Genomic DNA, 24,578 nt, shown 5'->3' on the forward strand with positions numbered 1-24,578 from the left:
TTATCTCCGCATAATCAGGACTGTTTCTTTGCCCATCGTTGTTGCGACTTTGTTTCTTGAAGGCATGCGCTTAGTTGGTATGTCTCTTTCTAGCTGGTAAATAAATTTGCAACCAAAGCTTTCAAGTACCTCGCGCATAATCTTGTCTAGTGGTACTTCTATATTCGAGATTCGTCGATTGCCTAGTGTCCAAATCATATATGCATTATCACGCAATTCATCAACTGCATTTTCAAGAGCTAGAGAGAGGTCATAAACAAAGCTAATGAGCTTTTTTGTATTGTCTGGGTTCACTAGATGAATAGTTTCGATACATTGATTTAATGAAGGGGATTTATCTTTAAGTGCTTCATGCTTTTCCGCTGATTCTTTCAACGAGCCACCTAAACTAGAGCTATCAATCGTATTTTGCTGCCTCAGCAGTTGCGGTTGGGTGCTTTCATTGATGTCATTCGTATCTATCCATTGCAGTGGTAAATATGAAAACTGGCCGTATGTCACTGTAGTGGCGTTATCACCATATGGCGGTGAACTAATTAGTAGGTCGTATTTTGTTTTTGAACGCTTTCGAGCCTTAGCATCTACATTTTTGATACTAACCTTGCTTACACTTTTTGATCGGACTAAATATCCGTTATCAGCAAGCAATTGCTTTTGAGCTTTGATGTTTTCAACGCTTTTTAGAATATTGCGTTTGAAAATTTCTTCAGGTGAACCAATCTTTTCAATCTGTTCTTCAGACTTAATATGAAGCTTGTATGTTGAGCTTCTGGAGTTACATGTAGAGCGAACTGTATTACTGAGTGCTAGCCAGAAGATCTTGCGCGCCCATTTTGAAGGTTCGGCTTTAATTGCCAAATAGATAGTACTCAGTTCAATTTGAACATTAGGTAAGAACCATTTATCAATACCTGTGAAATTTACGGCAACAACATCTGCTTTACATGTTTCGATAGTAAAAAGGAGGTTAGCTACTTTTTCTTGAAGTTTTGTTATGTATAAGGGACCACTTTTAACTTCACAAGCTAGGATCGCGAGAGGGTTAATGTCATGGCCGACAAAATCGAGCCCGCGCATCATTGCTTCACCCAATGTGGTACCAGAGCCCACGAACGGGTCAAATACAGTATGAATATTTGTATCTTCACTGCTAATCGTATCAATAAGCTCGCCCTGCATTTGGGGTATCATCATCGCAGGGTATTGAATTAGAGCATGACAATGTTGACGGCTAGATCGACCTTTGAAAGACCAATAAGAATCGTCAGCTGATGAGTAAGCCTTGATTTTATTGATAATTGTTCTGTCATTTACTGTTAAAGGCATTTAGGTCAAACTCAAATTAAGTAAACTATGAAGATTCTAATGTATAGATATCATTATTTTGTAAGCTATTTTATCACTATTAACGTTTAGGTACCAGGAAGAACAGTCTGCTTAGCTTCTATGATAACTTCTATAAGTCATGCAGTGAGCGATTGAGAAACAACATATTTTGCTAATTAGGTATCCTTTTCGATGAGGGAACATCACATCAAACATATAGGACTCTGAGTAGAGAAATCAGGAGCCCTGAGTTGCGATTAGACCACACCTGATTGATGTGATGAATCTAGCGCGAAAAAGCTGGCCTGAATTGCTGTAAGCACTCCCTATGTACGAAGAACATAAAGACGCGTTAAAGGAACATTGGAGCAAGTTGAACGATGACTCCAAGATTTCTGTATAGCCGTAAAGAAAAATCAGTACGGGTTATAGAAATAAAAAAAGGCCAACCCTTTCAGGTTGGCCTTTTCCAATCGATTGGTGGAGCTGGCGGGAGTTGAACCCGCGTCCAAAATCAGTCTAACTAATGGCGCTACATGCTTAGTCTATCTTTATTCTCGTCAGTGTGCTGCGGGTAGACACGCTACAAAAAGACATACCAGAATTCTATTTCGCGGTTCAGCTCTCTAGTCAAAGCATCCCTCGCTATCTCGTTTGGGTTTGAACTTCTATGATTCCCCGTCTTACAAGCGGAAGCTAGGGTAGAAGTGCGCTAGCAGGTTATTAAGCTGCTAGTGCGTAGTTTTCGTCGTTTGCGACTATTTTTTTGCGGCTTTTTACGAGGCAAACCGCCCCTCGGCATGCTCCACGAGCCTTCTTGATCCTGTCGAATCCTGAATCAGCCCCGGAATTATGTCGCAGATACTAGCATAAAGCTCTGCGGCGTCAACGATTATCTGGCTGCAGCCTTCATGATACGCGCTTTGTCGCGCTGCCAATCGCGATCTTTTGATGCATCGCGTTTGTCATGAAGCTTTTTACCCTTCGCCAGACCAATCTTAAGTTTAGCCCACGACTGTTTCCAGTACATAGACAGTGCGATAACGGTGTAACCTTCACGGTTCACTTTGCCGATCAAGGTGTCGAGTTCACGACGCTTAAGCAGCAGTTTTCGCACGCGCGTTGGGTCGGCCACTACGTGAGTAGAAGCAACGTTAAGTGGGGTAATGGTGGCGCCAGACATGAAGGCTTCGCCATCACGGAAGAACACGTAGCTCTCACTGATGTTGACCTTGCCTGCACGGAGGGCTTTCACTTCCCAGCCTTGTAGCTCAAGCCCGACTTCTACATCGTCTTCGATGAAGTATTCGTGGCGAGCTTGGCGGTTCTGCGCAATTGTATTGCTGCCCGCTTTATTCTTTGAATTTTTCTTTACCATAATGGCCGCATTATACGTAGTGGTAGGGAAGGGCGATATAGTTTTTGTAGGATTTTTGGAATCTCGCGCGTTGTGCTCACATTCCGCGCCATTTATGGGCGTCGAACGGGGGCGATTTCTAGCAATTTGAAGACGTTTGGGGAAAATTACGGTCCAATGTTATGATGCAGGTATTGAGCGATGAGGAGATCGTATGCCGCGAATTACACGTTCTGCACTTGTGCCGTTCAGTGCTGAACAAATGTTTGAGCTTGTGAATGATGTAGAAGCTTACCCGTCGTTTGTGCCGGGCTGCGCGGGGTCGCGTGTGCTGGAAGCCAGTCATGATGCGATGACGGCCTCGGTCGATGTCGCGAAAGCCGGTATTCGCAAAACCTTCACCACGCGTAATGAGCTGGTGGTGGGCGAGGCGATCAAGATGGAGCTGGTCGATGGCCCGTTCCGTAAATTGGTTGGTGGCTGGAACTTCACGTCGTTAGATGCGGATGCTTGCAAGATCGAGTTGAACTTGGATTTTGAATTCACCAATGGTTTGGTGGAAATGGCGTTTGGTAAGGTCTTTAACGAGCTGGCAGTGAACATGGTGAAAGCCTTCACTGATCGCGCGAGAGTCGTTTATGAGTGAGAAGTTGCTTCATATTGAGGTGATGTATGCGCTGCCGAATGAGCAGCGTGTGTTTAAGGCTATTGTGACGCCGGATATGCATGTGGAAGACATTATTCGTCATTCTGGCATTTTGGATGCGTACCCTGAGATCGATCTGGCGAAGAACAAAGTGGGCGTGTTTAGCCGCTTGGTGAAGCTGGATGCGTTAGTGCACGATGGCGACCGCATTGAAATTTATCGCCCGTTGGTCGCTGACCCGAAAGAAATCCGTCGCCGCCGTGCTGAGCGCATGAAGGCAGATGGCACCTCTGACCCTGTCACGGGTGGTAAGGTCAATCCGCAGCGCAAAGCTGACTGATTTTTCCGCAATGTAAAAAGCAGAGCCAGAGCACCCCTCCCTAACCCTCCCCTTGAAAAGTGGAGGGGATCAAAAGCGAAAGGCGCTAGGTTCCTCCCACTTTTTCAAGCGGGAGGCGAGGAGGGGGTTATTACTCTCGTGCTCTGTTTTTAATCTAGTGCAAATTTGTTTCTAATTTTCCTGTCTTAACGCTTTGTCCACGCATCTTGCCAGTAAGCCGAGATGGCTGGGGCATAGGCGGCATTGGCGCACCAGCCTGTGTTTGGCCACGGTTTGCATTGGTACAATGCGTTATCTGCGCCGACAACAATGTCACCTTCTTTGTAAGCGGTACCGGCTTGATAGGCTGGGTATTCACCCGACGGTGGTGGCGTCACTTCTGGCTCTGGGTCAGGCGTTGTACAGACATCGTCCGAGGCTTTCTTCCACACGCCCCACTCGCCTGTTGTTCCCGGCGCTTCACCTTGTGTCCACCATCCCGCTTGCCACACAACGCCTTGGTGCGCAACGCGATCGCCACTTAGGTATATCGCTTCTTTGCGCCAATCTGCGGTGCAGACTTCATTCGCTTCTACGGTAACAAGGCGCTCAACGTTCGTTTGTTGTTCGTTACTGTCGATGACGGTATAGGTCAGCACATACAAACCTGCTTGTGCCGTATTTACTGCGCCTGACACCGTGATGTTCGCGGTAATATCGCCATCTTCAACGTCATGTGCGCTGACGCCTGCGAGCGGGTCAAAGCGATCATTGATTTTCAGCGTGATGTTCTCGACGCCGTGTAGGGTTGGGGCTTCACCAAGCTCAGTCGTGATTGTGCTGGCGGTTGGCGCGTCGGTTGGCGCGGTAATTTCCAGGCTGTCGAGCAAGGTGTTACTGCAGTAAAGCTCGGCGCGATAGGGTTGGCTCTCGGTCGCTACGTTGATGTGGAATCGGTTCATGAACCCGTCGGTGATGCGTCGGTTGTGCAGGTTGAAGGTGAGCGTGCCTTCTTTGTGCGTCAATACGTCAATCTTGCAGGACGATGGCGTGAAGTTATCGTCATACACTGCGCCATATGCACCATTCAGTGCGGGGTAGAAATAACTTGGCAAGGTGTTTTGTGGATCGTAATAGCCAACCAGTGTGGTCACGGCAACGCCTTGCTGTTGTGGAACACGATCAACGGTACGATCAAGGATGTCGCTGTCAACGATGTTCCATTGGCCTGCGTCGAAGCGGAACGCATGCTTCTTACCATTAATCAGCAACAGTGAGGTGTCGCCATAGTGGATATGGGAGTTGTAGCCCGCGGATGAGCGGAACACCACCACTTTGCCTTCAAAGCTGTTGTCTTCGGTCAGGTAAAAATCTCGCGCCCAGTGGCCGTTGCCTGTGTGGATGCGAACCGCATCTGCGGCTTCGAACAGAGCATGGAACTGACGGTTCTCAGGACCAAACTCGGCCAACTCGTTGTTGCCACTGACCGTGGTGATGGAGAATGCGACATCATCAACCAGTGTGTTGTGCCATGGCATCATGCGTTGGCTGTCGTTGTCCCATTTGCTAAAGCCGGTGGATGACGATGGGTCGAAATTGGCTTTACCTTCCAGAAAGTGCTGGAACACGTTCAGCTCATAAGGCGTGTGCAGCGTGTATTCATTGCCTCCTGGGTGCAGTGGCCAGCCGCCTGCCATGGTGCCCCAACCAAAGCTGTGACCTTCGAACGGCTCTGCGCATTGGCCTTCATAGCATGATGCGCCATTGGTTCTCGCTTTGCTCAGGTTCGGAAGGAAGGTGTTTTCAAACAGATCCCAGCCCCACGTTGAGTTGATTTGGTTTGAGCTGTTGTGCACAGAGCCTTTGAATCCGCCCAGATAGTGGGCTTCTGCATGGGTGCCAGCCCCAAACTCGTGACCCACTTCATGGCTAAATTCATTGCCCGTGGAGCTCACCACAGAAGCGACGCCCGCATACGAGCCGAGCAAGCCGTGATTGATGATGCCGTTACTGTAATTGCCCCGTGAATTGTTCACGGTGACTTGGGCGGCATGGTAGGGCGCGCTGATGTTCCATCGGGCACTGTCCATCACGCCAGCGCTGTTTACACCGTAGTTGGCGCTGTTGATGCCCGCAGAGATAAGCTCGCGGGCGATGCGGTAGTGGGAATCACTGCCGTAGGCATCGGCTTTGCTTGGGTCGACATCAACCAGTAGACGACCATCTGGCAGCATGATTTCTTCGAGGTGGATGGGCGCATAAGGGTTCACAATCAGTTTGCTGATTTGCAGAGATTGGAAGTAATCACGGTGGAGGTTTTTGTCTGCCATGAAGCGGAATTCACCGCGCGGTGGTGTTAATAGGCCGACATCGACGGCGTTTAGAATCAAGGTGGTGTTTGCGCCTACCTGAATGCCTTCAACCGTGCCTTCGCTGTCACCCGCGGTGAGCGTTAAGCTAAAACCTGGCTGAATGACCTCGGCTGGCAAAACGGTGGTGTAGGCGGTTTCGCTGTAGGCGAGGTTGCCATAATCAACATCGGATTGTGCATACCACAGCCCATCCACATTGTTGTAGGTGATGCTGTTGCCGCGGCTTAAGGTGTCAACGCCATGGGAGTAGCGAAGCGTTGAGTTGTAGCCTGCCTGCGAAAAGAAGGTGACGATCTTACCGTTGAATGCGCTGCCTTCTGGCAGAATGAATTCGTAAGCAAAGTTACCGTCGCTGGTGGCCACGAGCAGTGTGTCGTGCTCGGTGAGCAGGGCTTTAAAATTCGTTTGTCCTTGTTGGCCCGCAATGCTGCCGATGGTGTTGTTGGTGCGTAGCGTGTGCGCGTAGGTATCAGGCACGACAACCGTCACGTCTGTTTCAATTTGGCCTGTCGGCTTTGGTTGCTCTGCGGGTGCCTTCAAGGTGGCGTGGTGAACAGGTTTACCTTGGCTGTCTTTCACCACCACTGACAGTTCATTGCCTTCAATGGCATGTGCGTCGTGCGGCTCAACGATCACCAATGCTTTGCGCAATGCCACTAAATGAGGCTGGCGATCACCATCGATTTTATGAGTGGTCGGCATGATGACACTTTGCGCCATGCTGACGCTGGCTTGCAGTGTGCCTTGCGTGTCTGACGGGAGCTGTTTTTGATTGAAGTAGACGCTCTTGTCCGTCGCGTTTAAAGGGGAGGCGTCAAACGTCTGTGTGATGGCGTCAGTGGCAATAAATGCATGGCTGGTGGTGCTAAGTAACAGTGTTGAGAGAAAGCTGGCTATGTACGTCTTATTCATATGCGCTTTGTTTTTTATAGTGAGTGTTGGGAGCGGAAATATAGGGAGTTATGAATAAGTGGGTTACTGAAAAATAAGGAACTTTGAAGCAGTCCCTCAAAAGCGAAGAAGGAAAAGGAAGCATCATCAAACTCTCTATTGAGTATGTGCATTTTTACAGCAATTTTTACCAAACTTTTACACCCTTACTGCTTCTCTTTTGTTCATAACTCCTTGATGATGTGCTCAATTATTTAGCGAGGATTGCGTAATGTCTGTATTGGTCGAAGTGTGTATCGATAGCCTTGAATCTCTTCCTATTGCTGAAAAAGCCGGTGCGGGACGCATCGAATTGTGCAGCTCATTGGCCACGGGGGGGTTAACAGCCAGCGCGGGGTACATGAAAGCGGCTGCCCGCGTGGCCAATATTCCGGTGTACGGGATCATTCGTCCGCGTGAAGGGGACTTTCTCTACAGCAGTGACGATGTGGAAATCATGCTGGAAGACATTCATACCGCCCACAAAATGGGGCTGAATGGGGTGGTGATTGGTGCTTTGAATGCGCAAGGGCACATTGATGCTGATGCGGTCAGTGCCATGATCAAGCAAGCGAATGGCTTAGGCATTACTTTCCACCGCGCCATTGACCATTGCGCGTCGCCATTTGATGCGTTGGAGTTTTTGATGTCTCACCACGTCGAGCGCGTGCTGACGTCTGGCTTGGCGAAGCGTGCTGATGAAGGCATGGACACGCTAAAAGAGATGGTGGCGTTCTGCCAAGGCCGACTCGGGATTATGCCGGGCGCGGGCGTCTCTCCAGAAAACGCGAAGCAGATTGTCGATTTTACGGGGGCACATGAAATCCATTTGTCGGGTAAAACAACGCGTTCTTCGCACATGGTATATCGCAATGAGAAAGCCACCATGGGCAATGGCGACAGTGATTTCGATATTACGGTGACCAACCCTGACACCATTGCTCGTGCCATTGCTGCGGTTCGCGGTTAACGTTTTTTGAGAAAGCCTCTGCGGCGCGAGGTGTGTCGACAGGGGAGAGAGAAATTACCAAACGCCAGATACAAAAAGGGCCCGGTGGTCCGGGCCTCATTATATTTGTATCAGCTGACTTTGGCTTTACGCTACACGTGCTTAGCGCACGTTATAGTGTTGGGGGAACAACCGCTGTTGAGGAGCGGTCTGAAAGCCGATTATAGGTCGTCAGAGTGCTCAGACAGGAACGCTGCAACACCTTTAGGTGACGCGTCCATACCTGCTTTACCTTCTTCCCACTGTGCTGGGCAAACTTCACCGTTTTTCTGGTGGAAGTTCAGTGCATCAACCATGCGTAGCATTTCGTCGATGTTACGACCTAGTGGAAGGTCGTTAACCACTTGGTGGCGAACCAGACCGTCTTCGTCGATCAGGAATGAACCACGGAACGCAACGCCTGCTTCTGGGTGCTCAACGTCGTATGCTTTACAGATTTCGTGCTTAACGTCAGCAACCAATGGGTAAGCAACTTGACCGATACCGCCGTCTTCAACAGCAGTGTTACGCCATGCGTTGTGAGAGAACTGAGAATCGATTGAAACACCGATTACTTCAACGCCTTTCGCTAGGAAATCAGCGTGACGCTTGTCAAAAGCGATTAGCTCAGAAGGACATACGAAGGTGAAATCCAGCGGGTAGAAAAACACAACCGCTTTCTTACCTTTAGTGAACTCTTTGAAGTTAAAGTTATCTACGATTTCACCATTGCCCAGTACTGCTGCTGCAGTAAAGTCTGGGGCTTGACGGCCAACTAGTACCATTTCTCAGCTCCTAAATATTTTTAGCTTTAAGGTGTGAAAACCTTAATTCCTTATTGAACGAGACAAACTATAAAGGAACTGGTAGATTGAAAAAAGTGGATTTAACAGATTAAACCAATCGGAAAAATCGATGACAAAATTCCCTTCTCTCAAACAGCTCCATTATTTGGTCACGCTGTATGAAACCCGCCACTTCGGTGAAGCGGCTAAACAGTGTTTCGTCAGTCAGTCTACACTAAGTTCCGGCATTCAAAATCTCGAAGATTTGATTGGATCTCAACTTATTGAGCGCGATAACAAAACCTTGGTGTTTTCTGCAATCGGTGAGGATGTTGTGTCACGAAGTCGAGAGATTTTAGCGCGCAGCCAAGACTTGATGGAGCTGACGCAAGTGAGCGAAATGCCCATGCAAGGTAAGTTACGCGTCGGCTGTATTCCCACCATTGCGCCATTTTTGTTGTGCGATCTTGTCCAAGCCGTGAATCAAAATTTCCCAGACCTTGACCTCCTGTTACGGGAAGACACCACGGTGAACCTTCTGAGCGCGCTGAAAAGCGGCGAGATGGATGTGCTGATTCTGGCGCTGCCCGTTGAAATCGGCGGCATGGCAAGCCGTGTTGTTGGGCGAGATGTGTTCAAAATGGTACTTAGCCGCACCCAAGCTGCTTCTGTACCTGTGCCCGTTCGTTATGCAGACCTGCCTGATGAGTCGGTGTTTTTGCTCGAACGCGAGCATTGTTTAACTGATCACGCAGTTTCAGCCTGTAAGTTAACCTCAACCGCCAAGATTAACCCTTTCACTGCCACCAGTTTGCATACGCTTGTGCAAATGGTTGCCAATGGGCTGGGGACCACCTTTATTCCACAAATGGCGATAAATCATGGTCTTGTCGATAATTTAGACTTGGTTTTGGTTGAGCCTCCGGGCACGGAAGCGTATCGCGAAATTGGTTTAGTATGGCGTCCAACGTCCAGTCGTCAGCCAACATTTGATGCGTTAGCTGATCTGGTAGAAACATTGTTGTAAGTGTTTTTCGGTCATTTTTTGTCCATTTCTGATTCCTTAATGACAGAATGCTTACTTAAATAACGAGGAATTCTTCATTTGTTCCTATGTGCGTTCGTGCATAAAACGATGAAATTTCCTCGATTATTTCAAGAATCTTTAGCTCCCATTGCTTTCCAACTAAAGTTTGGTGTTTTTCTCTAGTGTTTACTTACCAGGCAACACTTTCCTCTTTTTACGCGCCAGTAAGCCTCATGCAGTTTTGAAATTAAATTCTGTAGTCCTCCCCACATTTTTTTTGACGATAATTAATGCCTTATCGATAGGTTTTGTTAGAAACATATTTTTAACTTATCTGTTAAATAATTGTTATAAAAGAAATTTTGGCGAAATTTGAATCCTGCTGCTACGTTTAATTGTGGGTGTCTCACAATTAACGCTCTCACAATGATATGAAATATTATTACGTAATGAGTTACAAAAATTAGACGAAAGGAGGATTTCATCACGAACGGTGGAAGAATCTGAGATTTGTTTTAATTTGGTGTTTTGAGTTAAAACTCTATTTTTTATAATTTATTGAATTATATACATTTGACTGGTTTTGTGGGTTGCTTTGATTGATGGTCAGGTGTTGACCTTCAACCGTAAATGCGACAGCTTAATAACAAAGCGAGCCAAATCAGGACATGCAATTCGATAGCGGTAATGGTCGGTTTGTTGTGATTTAGTTACAAAAGGATTTTGGGGGACTATTTATGACAGTACAAACACAACAGGAACTGACGTTTGTTCCACCGCTAACAGAAAAAGAAGCGGATGTACTGACAAAAGATGCAATGGCTTTTTTACACGCACTCGCCACACGCTTTGCAGATCGTATCCCTTCACTGCTAGCAGCACGTGAAGCGCGACAAGCGGCGTTTGATGAGGGCGCACTGCCTAATTTCTTACCCGAGACGGCAGACATTCGCAGTGGTGATTGGTCTATTCGTGGTATTCCTGCCGATCTTCAAGATCGCCGCTTAGAAATTACAGGTCCACCAGAGCGCAAAATGGTGATCAATGCACTGAACGCCAATGTGAAGGTGTTCATGGCCGATTTTGAAGATTCTTTCTCACCCGCGTGGGGGCCGGTGCTTGATGGGCAACGTAACCTGACGGATGCCATCAACCGTACGATTTCTTATGAAAATCCAGCAAACGGTAAGCAATATCAACTGAACGATGACCCTGCCACCCTGATTTGTCGTGTGCGTGGTCTGCACCTAAAAGAGAAGCATGTGTTGTTAAATGGCACGGCGATTCCTGGTGCGCTGTTCGATTTTGCGCTGTATTTCTACCGCAACCACAAAGCGCTGCTTGAGAACGGCTCGGGCCCTTACTTCTACCTGCCGAAGCTACAAGCACATCAAGAAGCTGCATGGTGGAACGACGTGTTTTGTTTCACGGAAGATCACTTTGAGCTGCCGCGTGGCACCATTAAAGCCACCATCTTGATTGAGACGCTACCGGCTGTTTTCGAGATGGAGGAAATCCTCTACGCCTTGAAAGACCACATTGTTGCACTGAACTGTGGCCGCTGGGATTACATCTTTAGCTACATCAAAACATTCAGAAATCACCCAGACCGCGTGTTGCCCGATCGTCAAGTCGTGACCATGGAGAAGCCTTTCCTCAACGCGTACTCACGTTTGTTGGTGAAAACATGTCACCGCCGCGGCGCGATGGCGATGGGAGGAATGGCGGCATTCATTCCGTCGAAAGACCCTGAAAAGAACGCATGGGTGCTCGACAAAATTCAAACCGACAAGTCATTAGAAGCCAATAACGGCCATGACGGTACGTGGGTTGCACACCCCGGCCTGGCCGATACGGCGAAAGCCGTGTTTGATGCCGCGCTCGGTGAGCGCAAAAACCAACTGGATGTGCTGCGTGAACAAGACGCCCCAATCACGGCTGACGAGCTACTGGCGCCGTGTGAAGGCGATCGCACCGAAGAAGGCATGCGACACAACATTCGCGTGGCGGTGCAATACATCGAAGCGTGGATTTCAGGCAACGGATGTGTGCCTATCTACGGACTGATGGAAGACGCTGCAACCGCAGAAATTTCTCGCGCATCGATTTGGCAGTGGATACGCCACGAAAAATCGCTGAGCAACGGCAAAACAGTCACGGCGGCGTTCTTCCGTCAATGTTTGGCCGAAGAGATGGACGTTCTACAAGAAGAATTAGGATCGGATGTATTCAATAAAGGGAAGTACCAGCAGGCGGCCAGCATGATGGAGCAGCTGACCACCAGTGATGCGCTGGCAGACTTCTTAACTTTATCTGGATACGAATTGTTGGATTAAGAAGCCCAAGAACTTCTTAACCGAGATGAGATTTAAACCCAAGACGCGTTAACCCAAGTTTAGGAACACATTGATAGAGGGAATCACAATGACGATGACAAGACAGCAGCAAATCGATGCAATCAAAGCAGACTGGGCAGAAAACCCACGCTGGAAAAATGTAAAACGAACGTATACGGCAGAGGAAGTTGTTGCGCTGCGTGGTTCCTTCGTCCCTGAGCAGACCATTGCTCAGCGTGGTGCGGACAAGTTGTGGGATCTGGTAAACGGTTCGGCGAAAAAAGGCTACGTGAACTGTTTGGGCGCACTGACTGGTGGCCAAGCGGTACAACAAGCAAAAGCCGGTATTGAAGCGATTTACCTATCAGGTTGGCAGGTAGCCGCGGACAACAACACCGCATCAAGCATGTACCCTGACCAATCGCTTTACCCTGTGGATTCTGTTCCTGCCGTGGTTAAGCGTATTAACAATTCTTTCCGCCGCGCTGACCAAATTCAATGGTCAAAAGGTGGCACGCCAGAAGAAGGCACGGATTACTTCCTACCGATCGTTGCCGATGCAGAAGCCGGTTTTGGCGGTGTTCTGAATGCTTACGAGCTGATGCGCTCGATGATTGAAGCCGGTGCGGCAGGTGTTCACTTTGAAGACCAGTTAGCATCTGTGAAAAAATGTGGTCACATGGGTGGTAAGGTGCTGGTTCCTACCCAAGAAGCCGTTCAAAAACTGGTTGCAGCACGTCTTGCTGCCGACGTTGCAGGCACCACCACCCTTGTGATTGCGCGTACCGATGCGAATGCCGCTGACCTGTTGACCTCTGATTGCGATGAGTACGATAAAGACTTCATCGTGGGTGAGCGTACGTCAGAAGGTTTCTACAAAGTACGTGCGGGTATCGAACAAGCCATTTCTCGTGGCCTTGCGTATGCACCGTATGCTGACTTGATTTGGTGTGAAACGGCGAAACCTGACTTGGAAGAAGCGCGTCAGTTCGCCGAAGCGATTCATGCGAAATATCCGGATCAACTGCTGGCCTACAACTGTTCGCCTTCGTTCAACTGGGAGAAAAACCTGGACGCAGACACCATTGCACGCTTCCAGCAAGAGCTGTCAGACATGGGCTACAAGTACCAGTTCATCACTCTCGCGGGTATTCATAACATGTGGTACAACATGTTCGAACTTGCCCACGCTTACGCACAGGGTGAAGGCATGCGCCACTACGTTGAGAAAGTTCAGCGTCCTGAGTTTGCTGCAGCTGAGCGTGGTTACACCTTCGTTGCGCACCAGCAAGAAGTGGGTACTGGTTACTTCGATACCATGACCAACACAATTCAAGGTGGTAACTCGTCAGTGACTGCACTGACAGGTTCGACCGAAGAAGACCAATTCTAATAATAAAAAAAGCAACACTGTTCCTAGCATCCACTGTTCAAGCGGCCTCCTTCGGGGCCGTTTTTTTTGTTGCAGGGGAATAGAGACGAGAGAGCGAGAAACGAGATTTGAGGAAGAGCAGATAAGAGCGGGAAAAGCAGGAAAAGCAGGAAGAGCAGGAAGAGCAGGAAGAGCAGGAAGAGCAGGAAGAGCAGGAAGAGCAGGAAGAGCAGGAAGAGCAGGAAGAGCAGATCCTAGAAGCTAGTAAAAGCGAGAGCTAGAGCCAGAGCTAGAGCGACTCCTTCGCTTGAAAACTTGCCGAGATAAGGGCGAGAGCCGATATTTCCTCGCACTTAGGCTCTTGATTTTTCTCCTCCAACTTTTCAAGGGGGAGGTTGGGAGGGGGTTGTTGGCTCGGAGAGCTAATGGTTTATCGACTTGAATTAATTTTGGGCAATTGTTTGAAATTAATAAGAAAGTGATTGATTAATACCGATTGTGATCTCATCCTTTTCTCGCAGTCTCGCAGTCTCGCAGTCTCGCAGTCTCGCAGTCTCGCAGTCTCGCAGTCTCGCAGTCTCGCAGTCTCGCAGTCTCGCAGTCTCGCAGTCTCGCAGTCTCGCAGTCTCGCAGTCTCGCAGTCTCGCAGTCTCGCAGTCTCGCAGTCTCAAACCTTCTTTTTCGCTGCGTCCAGTACTTGCTCGTAAATAGCAGGGAACGCGTCGATAAATGCGTCGTAATGCTGCAATAACACTGGAGCGGTATCTGCAAGTGGGGCCATTCTTGGGCTTCGTGTCGACATACGGCTTAACACATGTTGAAGCGTTTCGGCGTGTGCGTAAGAGGGGATCCACTGCTCTCGCCACATGCGTGAAGACAGCGTCAGAAAGCGTTCGGGGGGGGGAAAGGCTCATTCTTCACTGCGCGTTGGCATTCGGATTCGGCATGTTCGACAAATTGGGCAAAGGAAACGTCCGAGAAACGATCCCAATGTTGAATTAATGCGTGGTCCCAAAACACGTCGAGCGCGATCGCGCTGTATCGATATAGTGCGGATGGAAAGCGTTGGCGACAGGTCTTAATCTCCGGTAAGGCATCAATCGTGCTATCGACGAAACGATGCAAATAGATGCCTTCCACTGTCTGGAGAGAGAACTGATTATCTGGCCTGCCTTTTACAAAGTCCGCCAGCAAGTTTCCCATCAATTGGCTGTCGCATTGTGTTGCTACGTGTAAATGCGCAAGGTAATTCAATCCGCCTCCTTACCATCACTTTTGTTAAGGCAAGGGAGCATCTGACCAGATTGCGCGCGGGATTCATAGACCTAAATCTAGGCCACGATCTCTTCTTCCTCTTCCATTGGCGCTGTTTCTTCTTGAATTTCAAGAAGGTTGATGGCGATGGCAACGAAATCGGTGTCTGTAATGATACCGACCAATCTGTTGTCATCAACAACCGGTAAACAGCCGAATTTATGCCGCTGCATATAAAGTGCGGCTTCTTTTAAGCCACCGTACGAAGAGACGGTGCTGATATCCTTGCGCGTAAAACACTCCAGCGGGGCATGCATCGGATCGAGCTCGCCAATGGCTTTTTCTAAGCTAGAACTTTGCGCCGATAGCACATCGCGTTGTGTGACCAAACCACGCAGTGTGTTGTCTGCTGAAACTATCGGTATATGTCGAATACGCTTGGATTCCATCAAGCGTTTTGCGTCATATATCGTATGCTTAGAAGTGAGAGTAATGGGTTCGGGTGTCATCATCTCGTTAACCGTCAACATATGACCTCCTTAAAGACATAATAAAATGAGGGTTACCTGTTGAATGTAGCGAAAACTCGACAAGGTAAAGGTGACGGTATTCAAAGATCCGTTGGGCAGTTGTCTCGATACTCACATTCTCATCAAGCAGTAGCGAATGCGCTGAAAACACAGCTTTCAGGGGAAAGGAAACTGGTTTGAGGGATACATATTATGTGGGGAAAATACCTGATTGTTGCGGCAATGAGTTTGTCGTCATTTTCGTTTGCCGCTGAGAAAGAAGCCCGCGTCGTCGGGGGCAGTGATGCCACGATTTCACAAGCACCTTGGCAAGCTTTTGTCAGGATCGGTAACAATTTTTGCGGTGGCGTTGTCATCTCGGATTTTTGGATCCTGACTGCAGCACACTGCTTAGATACCGCGGGATCTGATGACCCTTTCTCGTTGGCGTCTGCATCGTCGGTAACGGTTTACACAGGAACGGCTGAAACCTTCAATGCAAATTTCTCTGACTTCCTGTCAGAAGTCGATGCGGTGTATGTGCATGGTGGTTACAGCAAAGATTCGCTAGAGAACGATATCGCGCTGGTGAAATTGTCTTCGAGTGTGCATGCGAATGCTTCAAGCGTTGTGTTGGCTGATACCAGCGTTCAAGCCAATGTAGATACTACTGGTAATCAAGGACTGGGCGATCTCAGGTTGTCGGGCTGGGGTTTCACAGATGCTGGCCGAACCACGTCCACTAACACGCTACAAATCGCCTCATTATCAACAGTATTAGATTCGACATGCGCCAGTGCATGGGGGGCGACAGTGTCTGGCGTCTCTAACTACGAAAACAAATTCTTCTGCGCGCAAGAAAGCAATGTGGGGGCCTGTAACGGTGACTCCGGCGGCCCGCTGATTTGGATGGACCAAAACCGCTCATCCGATGCCGATAACGGCGCAACGCTGGTGGGCATCGTGAGTTTTGGTGTGAACGCCCAATGTGCGTCTAGCACTTTCCCCGATGTCTACACGCAAGTGTCCAATTACACCGATTGGATTGGTGCTTGCCAAGCGGGCAACTGCGTTAACTCCTCGTCGAACACGGTGTCAGGGGGAGGTGGGGGAGGGACTATTCACTATTACCTCTCCGTCTTTTTGCTTTTAATTTTGATGTTAAGGCGTGAAATCACAAGATCCTCTCCTGTCTTAAAAAGAGGAATATGAGTGCCTATTAAGACAGGGACTGTTTTCATACTCTACAGCTACTGATAGCGGAGCGCGTATTGCGATATTGTTACCCTGAAAACAACTCAGTGGTAAGGGTTCAATATGAGAATAAAGCAATGGATGGCTGTAGTATCTCTCGCGGCAGCGATTTCGCCAATGACGGCGATGGCTGTAACCGAAAGTGCTGAAAAATCACCGCGTATTGTTGGAGGTCAGGTCGCCTCAATTGATGATGCTCCTTGGCAAGTTTATATTTCTCTAAATAATGCTTTCTTTGGAGGGGCGTGTGGTGGAACCATTATTTCAGACAAGTATGTAGTTACAGCAGCCCATTGTGTTGATGTGTTTAGTGCTTCCGATGTCGTGGTGTATGCGGGCAGCTCGAATTGGCAACAAGGTTTTCAAATATTGGTAGAGCAAATTATTCAGCATGAAGATTATGACAGTAATACCTTTGAAGCTGATATAGCTATGTTGAAGTTATCGTCCCCTTTGCCAAATACCTCCAAGCCACTTCCTTTGCTTAGCCCTGATATTCAAATTGATTTAGATGCTGAATTCGAAACCGCAGAGATAAACAATCTTTTTCTTTCTGGTTGGGGAGCGACTGATACTTCTGGCACTGAGTTTTCTTCTAGTTTAAAAGGTGTCCTTATGACGGGGATTTCTGATGAACAATGTAGTTGGACGAAAGATCGATCTGGCAATATCATTCAACAGGTTGCTGACGCGATAGTTTGCACCAACCACACAGCTGCTGTTGGTGTCTGTGATGGAGACTCCGGTGGCCCACTTGTTTGGCAAGACCCTCAACATGCTTCGGATTCTGATTTAGGTTTTCGACTTGTTGGGATAACTAGTTTTGGATATGTAAATTGCGCAAATGTGAATTATGAGGATGGCTTTACCCAATTAACGCAATATTACGACTGGATTAATGACAACATTGATGGTGGCTATAATTCACCAACTGTAAGTTTTAGCTCAAATCCTTTTGCGTCCAATTCTGGATTCGCGCCGTCGAGCTCAATTGCATCGTCAGGTGGCGGTGGTGGTGGCGCTATTTCTCTATACGCATTGCTGCTTTTGAGCTTTACACTAGGGCTTAGTATCTACTCAAGGCGTCGATTCCTTTCCTAATACCTTACTATCTGTCTTGGCTGGCCACCCTAGGTCAGCCAATTCTCGAAACGAGATATCACTCGGCAAAATACCTCCAAACACAATAGTCCCGTAACTAATTCGATACATTGCCTCCTGATTAACCAAATTACGTTGGGGGAGATATTGATGAGAATATCGCAATGGATTGCCGTAGTTTCTGCAGCTGTCATGGGGATTGTTTCTACTGCTTCAGCAGCGCAAGCATCCGAACAACATGGTGAGCGAGCGCCTCGAATTGTTGGTGGGGGCTACCTAACGATTGAGCAAGCACCTTGGCAAGTGCTGGTTTATGCATCTAACGGCATTTTATCAGGGTACTGTGGCGGTGCGATCATTGCTGATAATTATGTTCTAACGGCTGCCCATTGTCTGACAAAGTTTAGTGCTCAGGAGCTGACGGTTTTCGCGGGCAATGAGGTCTGGCTGGATGGTGAGCCCATCGAAGTATCAACGATGTATATTCATGAAGACTACGACGAAAATACATTTTTTGCAGATGTAGCCCTGCTCAAACTAAGTAGTTCCCTTCCCTCAAATGCTAAATCAATCTCGTTGATCTCTGCATCAGAGCAGAGCGAGTTAGAGACAGAAGTGGGGATTTCGACACCAAACAATTTTTTTGTTTCTGGCTGGGGAGCAACGAGCAGTGATGGCGTCAGTGAAACCATCCTATTGAAAGGCGTGTCGATGACGGGCGTTTCAGATTCGAGCTGCGGTTGGAATTATGATTCAAATTACCAATTCAATCAGACGCTTGCTGATTCAACAATTTGTGCGAACAGTGCGCAAGCAGAGGGTGTTTGCTCTGGAGATTCAGGCGGCCCTCTCGTGTGGCAAAACCCTAGCCGTGTCGCGGACAGCGACGAAGGCAAACGTCTGGCGGGGATTGTGAGCTTTGGCTACAAGTATCAATGTGGAAGTCAGTTTTATGAAGACGGCTTTACACAAGTTTCAACTTACCTGAGCTGGATTGACGCCAAGATGGCGGAGGGCAACAGCGTTGCATTGGGCGGCGGCGGTGGTGGCGGTGCTGCTGGCTGGTTATCATTTATCGCGCTAGGGTTCTTCATGATGCGTCGACGCTTACACCTTTCATAATTTCTGACAAATTGTCTCTGCTTAAATGCAGTGAGCGAGCCCCATCCTGCTTGATATTGCAGCGCTTCCGCCTATACTAGCGGGCTGCTACAGAATGGGGCTTTTTCAATGCAAGTATCCGATTTTCATTTTGACCTTCCAGATTCTCTGATTGCGCGTTATCCGCAGCCAGATCGTACGTCCAGTCGCCTACTGCAACTTGACGGTAACTCCGGTGAGCTTAGCCATAAGCAGTTCACGGATGTGCTTGATCTTGTTGAGCCAGGAGACTTGATGGTGTTTAACAACACCCGAGTGATCCCTGCGCGCGTTTATGGTCGCAAAGCGTCTGGCGGCAAGATTGAAATGCTGGTGGAGCGCATGCTGGATGAAAAGACGATCCTTGCACATGTCCGTGCATCTAAGCCGCCAAAACCGGGTACGCAATTGTTCCTCGGTGAGAATGACGAATTCGAAGCCGAAATGGTTGCGCGTCACGATGCTTTGTTTGAGATCCGATTCAGCGGCGAGCAAGCTGTTTTAGATATTCTGAACCAAGTCGGTCACATGCCACTGCCGCCTTACATCGATCGTCCAGATGAAGATTCAGATAAAGAGCGTTATCAAACGGTTTACAATGAAAAGCCGGGCGCTGTTGCTGCGCCAACTGCGGGTTTGCATTTTGATGAGAAGATGCTGGCTGCGTTAAAAGCCAAAGGCGTGGAAATGGCGTTTGTGACCCTGCACGTAGGCGCGGGTACGTTCCAGCCTGTTCGTGTAGACAGCATTGATGATCATATAATGCATGCGGAATATGCAGAAGTGTCGCAGGAAGTGGTTGATGCAGTGAATGCCGCAAAAGCGCGCGGAAACCGCGTTATCGCCGTAGGTACCACGTCAGTGCGTTCACTGGAAAGTGCAGCACAAAGTGCAAAAGAACAGGGCACTGAATTAAAACCCTTCTTCCAAGACACCAAGATTTTCATCTACCCAGGGTATGAATGGAATCTGGTTGATGCGTTGGTGACCAATTTCCACCTTCCTGAATCAACCTTGATCATGCTGGTGTCGTCATTTGCTGGTTATGACCATGTAATGAATGCTTACCAGCAAGCGGTTGAAAACGAATACCGTTTCTTTAGTTACGGCGATGCGATGTTTGTAACACGTCAGACTGCGTTATAATCAGTCGCTGCATCCCTATTTTTACTGGCTGTCAGTTTTCAAAACTGACAGCCAGTTTTGTCTCAGTGCGATGAGGATGTTCCTTATCGGCACCATAGCGCCAGACTGTTTCTCTGGCATTTCGGAGGTATTGTGAAATACGAACTGCTTAAAAAAGAAGGCCGTGCGCGTCGTGGTCGTCTGACTTTCGAACGAGGTACTGTTGAGACCCCTGCATTCATGCCAGTGGGTACTTACGGCACGGTTAAAGGTATGACGCCAGAAGAAGTGGCGGAAACCGGTGCGGAAATTTTGCTGGGTAACACGTTCCACCTTTGGCTGCGTCCGGGCCAAGAAGTGATGCGCGCACACGGCGATTTGCACGATTTTATGCATTGGCAAGGTCCTATCCTGACAGACTCAGGCGGTTTCCAAGTATTTAGCTTGGGTAAAATGCGCAAAATAACCGAAGAAGGCGTGCATTTCCGCAACCCTGTAAATGGCGATCGCATTTTCATGGATGCGGAAAAGTCGATGGAAATCCAATACGACTTGGGCTCTGACATCGTAATGATTTTTGACGAGTGTACGCCATACCCTGCGACACACGACGAAGCGAAAAAATCGATGGAAATGAGTTTGCGTTGGGCACAACGTAGCCGTAACCATTTCGACAAGATGGAAAACAAAAACGCGTTGTTCGGTATCGTCCAAGGTTCTGTGTATGAAGACCTACGTGACGTGTCTGTTGAAGGCCTAACAAGTATCGGTTTTGATGGTTATGCTGTCGGTGGTCTTGCGGTGGGTGAGCCAAAAGAAGACATGCATCGCGTTCTGGAACATACCTGTCCGAAACTGCCTGAAGATAAGCCACGTTACCTGATGGGTGTGGGCAAACCTGAAGACTTGGTGGAAGGTGTTCGTCGCGGTATCGACATGTTTGACTGCGTCATGCCTACGCGTAACGCACGTAACGGCCACCTGTTTGTGACTGGTGGTGTGATCAAGATCCGTAATGCGACGCATAAAAGTGACACAACTGCACTGGATCCACATTGTGACTGTTACACTTGCCGCAACTACAGCAAGGCGTATCTGCATCATCTTGATCGCTGTAATGAAATTCTGGGTGCTCGCCTTAACACGATCCACAACCTGCGTTATTACCAGCGCCTGATGGAGAGTTTGCGTAACGCTATTGACGAAGGTAGATTAGAAACCTTCGTGACAGAATTCTACGCACGCCGTGGCCAAGACGTGCCACCGCTGAAAGAAGACTAAGGTCTTTGTGCCTCTTTAGAGGCTCCTTTGGAGAGGCACTGATCTAAATAAAAATGTTCAAATTGATACTACGAGGACGTGACTGAATGTTTATTTCACAAGCTCATGCAGCAGCAGAAGGCGCACCACAAGGTGGCGGTATGCAGCTATTTATTATGCTTGGCCTGTTTGCCGTAATTTTCTACTTCATGATTTATCGTCCACAGGCAAAACGTGTGAAAGACCACAAGAACCTGATGTCGTCGATGGGTAAAGGTGACGAAGTACTAACTGGCGGTGGCCTTGTTGGTAAAATCACCAAGATTTCAGAAGACAACGATTTCATTGTTATTGCTCTGAACGACAACAACGAAGTAACTATCAAAAAGGATTTTGTGACTGCTGTTCTGCCTAAAGGCACGATTAAGTCGCTATAAGCCCCTAACCATAAAGGATCATAGCAGTGCTAAACCGTTATCCTTTGTGGAAGTACATTATGGTTGCGTTGGTGATTATCGTCGGCGCGCTGTATGCACTTCCCAATATTTACGGTGAAGATCCAGCGGTTCAAATCACCGGGGCGCGTGGCGCCTCGGTTGATATCTCAACTCTGGATACCGTAAAAGCTACCCTCGACAAAGATAAGCTTCCTTTCAACTCCATTGCGCTAGAAAACGGCACAGTACTGGTACGCTTCTCCGACACTGATAACCAAATCGCAGCACGAGACGCCCTCAGCGAATCGCTCGATAAAGGCTTGATTGTCGCTCTAAACCTTGCGCCAGCGACGCCATCATGGCTCGAAGCCATTGGTGCGAATCCTATGAAACTGGGTCTTGACCTTCGCGGCGGTGTGCATTTCTTGATGGAAGTGGACATGGACGCAGCGATGGAAAAGCTACTCACTCAGCAGGAAGAAACCTTCCGTACCGAACTGCGTGAAGCCAAGATCCGTTACCGTGGTCTTCGTGTCGGCAGTGATGACAACGTTGAAGTGATGTTTCGTAATGAAGCGGACATGGATGCGGCAGAAGCCGAACTCGAGAAATTGCACCCTGATATGGTGTTTACCACTGACAGCAGCCGTTTCGCGGTGTCAGGTAAATTCACCGAAGAGCGCTTGCTTGAGATCCGTAACTACGCCGTTAGCCAAAACATTACGATCCTTCGTAACCGTGTAAACGAGTTGGGTGTTGCTGAGCCTTTGGTTCAACGTCAAGGCGCAAGCCGTATCGTTGTTGAACTACCAGGTGTTCAGGATACTGCGCGTGCAAAAGAAATCTTGGGTGCAACGGCAACCCTAGAATTCCGCGAAGTGGATGACAGTGCAGATCTTGCTGCCGCAGCCGCTGGCCGCGTGCCACCGGGCAGTGAAATCAAAACAGATCGCGATGGTCGTCCAGTCGTTCTGAAAAAGCGTGTCATTCTTGGCGGTTCTAGCATTACCGATGCAAGTTCTAGCGCCGATGAATACAACCGTCCTCAAGTGAACATCTCGCTAGACAGCGACGGTGGTAGCAAGATGGCGGCGTTCAGTAAGAACAATGTCGGCAAGCTTATGGCGACGGTATTTGCTGAATACAAAGACAGTGGCAAGCGTGATGAAAACGGCAAAGTCATTCTTTCTAAACATGAAGAAGTGATTAACCAAGCGACCATTCAAACGGCGCTGGGCCGTAACTTCCGTATCACGGGGATTGATTCACAATCAGAAGCGCAAAACCTTGCGTTGTTGCTTCGTGCGGGTGCATTGATTGCCCCTATCTCGATTGTTGAAGAGCGCACCATTGGTCCATCTATGGGTCAACAGAACATCGATATGGGTATTAAAGCCTGTATTTGGGGTTTGGTTGCGGTCATGATCTTTACGCTTATCTACTACCGCAAATTCGGCATCTTTGCGAACTGTGCGTTGTTTGCCAACATCGTGCTTATCATCGGTATTATGTCGATGATTCCGGGTGCAACCATGACCTTGCCGGGTATTGCAGGTATCGTTTTGACTGTCGGTATGGCAATTGATGCCAACGTGCTGATATTCGAGCGGATACGTGAAGAGTTAGCCGAAGGTCGGAATCCGCAGCAAGCCATCCATCAAGGATACGCAAATGCATTCAGCACCATTGCCGATGCCAACATCACCACCCTTATCACAGCGATCATTTTGTTCTCTGTGGGTACAGGGGCAGTGAAGGGCTTTGCAGTGACGCTGTCTATCGGTATTTTGACCTCAATGTTCACCGCAATTATCGGTACCCGTGCACTGGTTAACCTTGTGTATGGCGGTAAGCGCATTGATAAGTTATCGATTTAAGGAGGCATAGAAATGTTTCAAATTTTAAAAGCCGACCTGTCGATCAACTTCATGCGTTGGTCAAAGGCTGCTTTCATATTCTCTATGCTTATGATTGCAGCGTCGTTTGCGAGCTTATCAACCAAATGGTTGAACTGGGGCTTGGATTTTACCGGCGGTACGTTGATCGAAGTTGGCTTTGAGCAACCAGCAAATCTGCCGATGATCCGTGAATCACTTGAAGCCAATGGCTTCGGTGATGCGGTAGTGCAAACCTTTGGTACTGCACGTGATGTGATGGTGCGTTTGCGTCCGCGCGATGATGTTCAAGGTGAGTTGCTTGGCAACCAAATCCTTGATGCTATTAAAGCGGGCACCGGCGAAAGCGTTGAAATGCGTCGTATTGAGTTTGTTGGTCCTAACGTGGGCGATGAACTGACAGAAGCGGGTGGCCTTGCCATTCTCGCTTCGTTGATCTGTATTTTGTTGTATGTCTCTGTTCGTTTCGAATGGCGTCTGGCGGCGGGTGCGGTGATGTCTTTGGCGCACGATATTATCATTACGCTCGGTATTTTCTCCTTCTTCCAAATCGAAGTCGATTTGACTATCGTGGCAGCCTTGCTGACGGTGGTCGGTTACTCATTGAACGATACCATCGTTGTGTTTGACCGTATTCGAGAAAACTTCCGCAAAATGCGTAAGGGTGATGCAGACGAAGTGATTAACGCCTCTGTCTCTCAGACATTGAGCCGTACATTGATTACCTCTGGTACAACCTTGTTCGTTGTTATTGCCTTGTTCCTTCAAGGTGGCGCGATGATCCACGGTTTCGCTGCAGCATTGTTGATTGGTATTACCGTGGGTACTTACTCGTCAATCTACGTTGCATCTGCGCTGGCTCTGAAGTTGGGTATTACCCGTGAACACTTGCTTCCACCTCCTCCTGTGGAGAAGGAAGGCGAAGAGTTCGACGCAATGCCGTAAGGCATGCTGGAATGAAAAATGGAGCCGAAAGGCTCCATTTTTTTATGGGGAAGTGAGGAGCTAGGACCTAGCTCCTAGGAAAAAAAGGTCCGAGGAAGAGCAAAGAGCTTGACGCCAAGTCGACACCGTCCAAAATCTTGCAGTACCCAGTACCCAGTACCCAGTACCCAGTACCCAGTACCCAGTACCCAGTACCCAGT

21 protein-coding genes and 1 other RNA gene are annotated in these 24,578 nt (G+C 48.4%); 14 read left to right on the forward strand and 8 right to left on the reverse strand.

Going from position 1 to position 24,578, the window contains the following annotated elements:
- The 3 genes from EQP46_RS21370 to smpB form a co-directional block, all read right to left on the reverse strand.
- Window positions 1-1,326, reverse strand: coding sequence for a DNA methyltransferase (locus EQP46_RS21370; RefSeq protein ID WP_129495566.1), 1,326 nt, complete (start codon window positions 1,324-1,326; stop codon window positions 1-3).
- Between the two features lie 478 nt (window positions 1,327-1,804).
- Window positions 1,805-2,172, reverse strand: a transfer-messenger RNA (tmRNA) gene (gene ssrA, locus EQP46_RS21375).
- A gap of 46 nt (window positions 2,173-2,218) precedes the next feature.
- Entirely contained in the window at window positions 2,219-2,704 is a 486-nt protein-coding gene (smpB, locus tag EQP46_RS21380) for an SsrA-binding protein SmpB (protein WP_129495567.1), read from the reverse strand.
- A gap of 193 nt (window positions 2,705-2,897) precedes the next feature.
- Between smpB and EQP46_RS21385 the strand changes: the two genes are divergently transcribed.
- Both EQP46_RS21385 and EQP46_RS21390 read left to right on the forward strand, forming a co-directional pair.
- The gene (locus tag EQP46_RS21385) at window positions 2,898-3,329 is read left to right on the forward strand and encodes an SRPBCC family protein (protein WP_129495568.1); all 432 of its coding nucleotides are present in this window, start codon (window positions 2,898-2,900) and stop codon (window positions 3,327-3,329) included.
- Window positions 3,322-3,669 carry an RnfH family protein gene (locus EQP46_RS21390; protein WP_129495569.1) on the forward strand — a complete coding sequence of 116 codons (348 nt, stop codon included), beginning with the start codon at window positions 3,322-3,324 and terminating at the stop codon, window positions 3,667-3,669. Before EQP46_RS21385 ends, EQP46_RS21390 begins: the two co-directional genes overlap by 8 nt.
- 185 nt (window positions 3,670-3,854) lie before the next feature.
- On the opposite strand, the gene EQP46_RS21395 is transcribed toward EQP46_RS21390, so the two are convergent.
- On the reverse strand, window positions 3,855-6,932 hold the full coding sequence (locus tag EQP46_RS21395; RefSeq protein ID WP_129495570.1) for a M66 family metalloprotease: 3,078 nt from the start codon (window positions 6,930-6,932) through the stop codon (window positions 3,855-3,857).
- A gap of 250 nt (window positions 6,933-7,182) precedes the next feature.
- Here EQP46_RS21395 and EQP46_RS21400 point away from each other — a divergent pair, with 250 nt between their 5' ends.
- Entirely contained in the window at window positions 7,183-7,920 is a 738-nt protein-coding gene (locus tag EQP46_RS21400) for a copper homeostasis protein CutC (protein WP_129495571.1), read from the forward strand.
- A 200-nt stretch (window positions 7,921-8,120) separates the two neighbouring features.
- Here EQP46_RS21400 and EQP46_RS21405 read toward each other — a convergent pair whose 3' ends face one another.
- Window positions 8,121-8,723 carry a peroxiredoxin C gene (locus tag EQP46_RS21405; RefSeq protein ID WP_129495572.1) on the reverse strand — a complete coding sequence of 201 codons (603 nt, stop codon included), beginning with the start codon at window positions 8,721-8,723 and terminating at the stop codon, window positions 8,121-8,123.
- A gap of 130 nt (window positions 8,724-8,853) precedes the next feature.
- Between EQP46_RS21405 and EQP46_RS21410 the strand changes: the two genes are divergently transcribed.
- The 3 genes from EQP46_RS21410 to aceA all read left to right on the forward strand — a co-directional run bounded on the left by EQP46_RS21410 (window position 8,854) and on the right by aceA (window position 13,479).
- A complete protein-coding gene (locus EQP46_RS21410; RefSeq protein WP_129495573.1) occupies window positions 8,854-9,750 on the forward strand; it encodes a hydrogen peroxide-inducible genes activator in 897 nt (298 codons plus the stop codon).
- A 737-nt stretch (window positions 9,751-10,487) separates the two neighbouring features.
- Complete coding sequence (gene aceB / locus EQP46_RS21415; protein WP_129495574.1) at window positions 10,488-12,086, forward strand: malate synthase A; 1,599 nt, start codon at window positions 10,488-10,490, stop codon at window positions 12,084-12,086.
- An 88-nt stretch (window positions 12,087-12,174) separates the two neighbouring features.
- A complete protein-coding gene (gene aceA, locus EQP46_RS21420; RefSeq protein ID WP_129495575.1) occupies window positions 12,175-13,479 on the forward strand; it encodes an isocitrate lyase in 1,305 nt (434 codons plus the stop codon).
- Between the two features lie 646 nt (window positions 13,480-14,125).
- On the opposite strand, the gene EQP46_RS24570 is transcribed toward aceA, so the two are convergent.
- The 3 genes from EQP46_RS24570 to EQP46_RS21435 form a co-directional block, all read right to left on the reverse strand.
- A complete protein-coding gene (locus EQP46_RS24570; protein WP_276320908.1) occupies window positions 14,126-14,326 on the reverse strand; it encodes an ACP phosphodiesterase in 201 nt (66 codons plus the stop codon).
- A gap of 14 nt (window positions 14,327-14,340) precedes the next feature.
- Window positions 14,341-14,712 (reverse strand): ACP phosphodiesterase, encoded by a 372-nt coding sequence (locus tag EQP46_RS24575; protein WP_276320909.1) that lies wholly within the window; start codon window positions 14,710-14,712, stop codon window positions 14,341-14,343.
- Window positions 14,713-14,789: 77 nt separating this feature from the next.
- Window positions 14,790-15,242 (reverse strand): CBS domain-containing protein, encoded by a 453-nt coding sequence (locus tag EQP46_RS21435; RefSeq protein ID WP_129495576.1) that lies wholly within the window; start codon window positions 15,240-15,242, stop codon window positions 14,790-14,792.
- Between the two features lie 192 nt (window positions 15,243-15,434).
- On the opposite strand from EQP46_RS21435, the gene EQP46_RS21440 reads away from it, so the two are divergent.
- The 8 genes from EQP46_RS21440 (at window position 15,435) to secF (ending at window position 24,378) form a co-directional block, all read left to right on the forward strand.
- Window positions 15,435-16,433, forward strand: a complete 999-nt coding sequence (locus tag EQP46_RS21440; RefSeq protein ID WP_129495577.1) for a S1 family serine peptidase — start codon at window positions 15,435-15,437, stop codon at window positions 16,431-16,433.
- A 105-nt stretch (window positions 16,434-16,538) separates the two neighbouring features.
- A complete protein-coding gene (locus EQP46_RS21445; RefSeq protein ID WP_129495578.1) occupies window positions 16,539-17,576 on the forward strand; it encodes a S1 family peptidase in 1,038 nt (345 codons plus the stop codon).
- 150 nt (window positions 17,577-17,726) lie between these two features.
- On the forward strand, window positions 17,727-18,698 hold the full coding sequence (locus EQP46_RS21450; RefSeq protein ID WP_129495579.1) for a S1 family peptidase: 972 nt from the start codon (window positions 17,727-17,729) through the stop codon (window positions 18,696-18,698).
- A 108-nt stretch (window positions 18,699-18,806) separates the two neighbouring features.
- Window positions 18,807-19,862, forward strand: a complete 1,056-nt coding sequence (gene queA / locus EQP46_RS21455; protein WP_129495580.1) for a tRNA preQ1(34) S-adenosylmethionine ribosyltransferase-isomerase QueA — start codon at window positions 18,807-18,809, stop codon at window positions 19,860-19,862.
- Window positions 19,863-19,994: 132 nt separating this feature from the next.
- Complete coding sequence (tgt, locus tag EQP46_RS21460) at window positions 19,995-21,122, forward strand: tRNA guanosine(34) transglycosylase Tgt (protein ID WP_102259445.1); 1,128 nt, start codon at window positions 19,995-19,997, stop codon at window positions 21,120-21,122.
- 86 nt (window positions 21,123-21,208) lie between these two features.
- Window positions 21,209-21,538, forward strand: coding sequence for a preprotein translocase subunit YajC (yajC, locus tag EQP46_RS21465; protein ID WP_129495581.1), 330 nt, complete (start codon window positions 21,209-21,211; stop codon window positions 21,536-21,538).
- Window positions 21,539-21,564: 26 nt separating this feature from the next.
- Window positions 21,565-23,415, forward strand: coding sequence for a protein translocase subunit SecD (secD, locus tag EQP46_RS21470; protein ID WP_129495582.1), 1,851 nt, complete (start codon window positions 21,565-21,567; stop codon window positions 23,413-23,415).
- 12 nt (window positions 23,416-23,427) lie between these two features.
- A complete protein-coding gene (gene secF, locus EQP46_RS21475; RefSeq protein WP_129495583.1) occupies window positions 23,428-24,378 on the forward strand; it encodes a protein translocase subunit SecF in 951 nt (316 codons plus the stop codon).
- Window positions 24,379-24,578: the final 200 nt, after the last annotated feature.

It is taken from the genome of Enterovibrio baiacu, assembly GCF_004120195.1.
GTDB classification, from domain to species: domain Bacteria; phylum Pseudomonadota; class Gammaproteobacteria; order Enterobacterales; family Vibrionaceae; genus Enterovibrio; species Enterovibrio baiacui.